This is a genomic window from Streptomyces sp. NPDC004658 (assembly GCF_040609555.1).
Lineage (GTDB): Bacteria > Actinomycetota > Actinomycetes > Streptomycetales > Streptomycetaceae > Streptomyces.
The window spans coordinates 1-2,957 of record NZ_JBEXKG010000341.1 but is presented as its reverse complement, the minus strand read 5'-3'; the positions used below and the strand labels follow the sequence as shown (position 1 = coordinate 2,957).

Here is a 2,957-nt window from a genome sequence, read left to right as displayed (position 1 = left end):
CGGCCATGGCCCGGCCCAGCGCGCGCGCCTCGGCGGTGAAGTGGTCGCCCGCGGCGAGCGCGCGCAGCGCCAGCGTCCAGCCGTCGGTGGCGTCCGGCAGGAACGGCTGGAGCACCCCGAGGGTGGCCGGGCGCGGGGCGCTCGTGGTGAACCAGGCCACCGGCGCGGGCACCCGGGTGCAGCCCTGCGCGGTCAGCGCCGCCGGCACCTCCAGGTCAGGGTTGACGCCCGGCTGGATCCGGCGGAACACCTTCAGGATGTAGGCGTCGCCGTACACGATCGAGGAGTTGGACTGCTCGGCGTCCAGCAGCCGCGGGGGCAGACCGCCGGGCAGGTGGGCGGCCGGGTCCGTCTCGAACCGCAGCGGCCCCGCCGTACCGGGCTGCCGCAGCCGCTCCAGCAGCAGATGGGCCGAGCGCGGGTCGTGCAGGGCGTCGTACACCGCGAGCCCGGCCAGCGGGCCGTCCACGGCGCGCCCGATGAACGCCCGTTCCAGCCGCGGGGCGAGCTGCTGGCGCAGGCCCAGCAGCAGCTGGTAGCAGTCCCCGGGCGGGGGAGTGCCGCCGGGGGTGGGCACCGGCACGTGCGAGGCGTGCACCAGCAGGTGCAGACACCCCGGGAACAGCTCCGTCACGGACAGCACCGACAGATCGGTGACCGGCCGGTCCTTGCCCGCGAACCAGCGTTGCCTCGGCAGCCAGTCGCGCAGCAGCCCGCCCAACGAGGCCAGTGGCCCGTCGGGCCCGGCCGCGGTGCGCGGTCGGGGGGTGATGGTCTTCGGCATGGTGACGCGTCCTTTCCTCGGCGCCGGGCGTTCAGCGGCGGCGGCCGATGCGGGATGCGACTCGGGTGAGCCGGAACCAGTAGAAGCCGTGGCCTTGCAGGGTGAGCAGGTAGGGCAGTTCACCGATGGCGGGGAAGCGGACGCCGCCGATCAGCTCGACGGGGTGCCGTCCGTCGTAGGCCCGCAGGTCGAGTTCGGTGGGCTGGGCGAAGCGGGAGAAGTTGTTCACGCACAGCACCAGGTCGTCGCCGTACTCCCGCAGGAACGCCAGGACCGCCGGGTTCGAGGACGTCAGTTCCGTGAACGAGCCGAGTCCGAAGGCGGGGTTCTGCTTGCGGATCTCGATCATGCGGCGGGTCCAGTGCAGCAGGCTGGACGGGGACGACATGGAGGCTTCCACGTTGGTGACCTGGTAGCCGTAGACCGGGTCCATGATCGTGGGGAGGTAGAGCCGGCCGGGGTCGCACGCCGAGAAGCCGGCGTTGCGGTCGGGGGTCCACTGCATGGGGGTGCGGACGGCGTCGCGGTCGCCGAGCCAGATGTTGTCGCCCATGCCGATCTCGTCGCCGTAGTACAGGATCGGCGAGCCGGGCAGGGAGAGCAGCAGGGCGGTGAACAGCTCGATCTGGTTGCGGTCGTTGTCGAGCAGCGGCGCGAGGCGGCGGCGGATGCCGATGTTGGCGCGCATCCGCGGGTCCTTGGCGTACTCCGCCCACATGTAGTCGCGTTCCTCGTCGGTCACCATCTCGAGGGTCAGCTCGTCGTGGTTGCGCAGGAAGATGCCCCACTGGCAGTTCGAGGGGATGGCCGGGGTCTTGGCGAGGATCTCGGAGACCGGGTAGCGGGATTCCCGCCGTACGGCCATGAAGATGCGCGGCATGACGGGGAAGTGGAACGCCATGTGGCACTCGTCGCCGCCGGAGGCGTAGTCACCGAAGTAGTCGACGACGTCCTCGGGCCACTGGTTGGCCTCCGCCAGCAGCACGGTGTCCGGGTACATCGCGTCGATCTCCTTGCGCACCCGCTTCAGGAACTCGTGGGTCGCCGGCAGGTTCTCGCAGTTGGTGCCCTCCTCGGCGTAGAGGTAGGGCACCGCGTCCAGGCGGTAGCCGTCGATGCCCAGGTCCAGCCAGAAGCGCAGGGCGGCCAGGATCTCCTCCTGCACGGCCGGGTTCTCGTAGTTCAGGTCCGGCTGGTGCGAGAAGAAGCGGTGGAAGTAGTACTGGCCGCGCACCGGGTCGAAGGTCCAGTTGGAGACCTCCGTGTCGACGAAGATGATCCGCGCGTCCTCGTACTGCTTGTCGTCGTCGGCCCACATGTAGTAGTCCCCGTACGGGCCGTCGGGGTTCTTGCGGGACTCCTGGAACCACGGGTGCTGGTCGCTGGTGTGGTTCATGACGAAGTCGATGATCACGCGCATGCCGCGCTGGTGGGCGGCGTCCACGAACTCCACGAAGTCGGCGAGGTCGCCGAACTCCGGCAGGACGGCGGTGTAGTCGGAGACGTCGTAACCGCCGTCCCGCAGCGGCGACTTGAAGAACGGCGGCAGCCACAGGCAGTCCACGCCGAGCCACTGCAGGTAGTCGAGCTTGGACGTCAGGCCCTTCAGGTCGCCGACGCCGTCGCCGTTGCTGTCCTGGAAGGAGCGGACCAGGACCTCGTAGAAGACGGCGCGTTTGAACCACTCCGGGTCCCGGTCCTTGGCGGGTGTGTCCTCGAAGGTGTCCAGTACGGGGTCGTTGACGGTCATGACGCTGCGGGCCCTCCGATCTGGGGCGTCGATCGCCCGACGTGGAGCACGTGCGCCGGCGCCCGGCCGGGTGTGAGGCGCACGTAGTTGGTCCTGCCCCAGTGGTACGTCTCGCCCGTCAGTTCGTCGTGCACGGACGGGGCGGCGTCCCAGTCCAGGCCGAGTTGCGGCATGTCCAACGAGACCGTGGCCTCCTGGGTGTGGTGCGGGTCGAGGTTGACGACCACGACGACCGTGTCCGTGCCCGTGCGCTTGCTGTAGGCGAGCACGGCATCGTTGTCGGTCTGGTGGAAGCGGAGGTTCCGCAGGCGCTGTAGCGCCGGGTGCCGCCGCCGGACGGTGTTGAGTTTCGTGATGAGGGGGGCGATGGTGCGCCCCTCGCGTTCGGCGGCCTCCCAGTCGCGGGGTTTGAGCTGGTACTTC

At 69.9% G+C, this 2,957-nt stretch carries 2 protein-coding genes and 1 pseudogene; all 3 read right to left on the bottom strand.

The window, feature by feature from the left end:
* Window positions 1-784, bottom strand: a pseudogene (locus tag ABZV94_RS41025) (maltokinase); the annotation flags it as partial.
* Window positions 785-815: 31 nt separating this feature from the next.
* Window positions 816-2,534 (bottom strand): maltose alpha-D-glucosyltransferase, encoded by a 1,719-nt coding sequence (treS, locus tag ABZV94_RS41020; RefSeq protein WP_356350141.1) that lies wholly within the window; start codon window positions 2,532-2,534, stop codon window positions 816-818.
* The coding region (locus ABZV94_RS41015) for an alpha-glucosidase C-terminal domain-containing protein (RefSeq protein WP_356350139.1) at window positions 2,531-2,957 on the bottom strand (427 nt) is incomplete at its 5' end. The genes treS and ABZV94_RS41015, both read right to left, overlap by 4 nt.

Bases quoted from the DNA above. Each gene is read 5' to 3' on its own strand.
- treS (WP_356350141.1), bottom strand. From the start codon at position 2,534: ATGACCGTCAACGACCCCGTACTGGACACCTTCGAGGACACACCCGCC.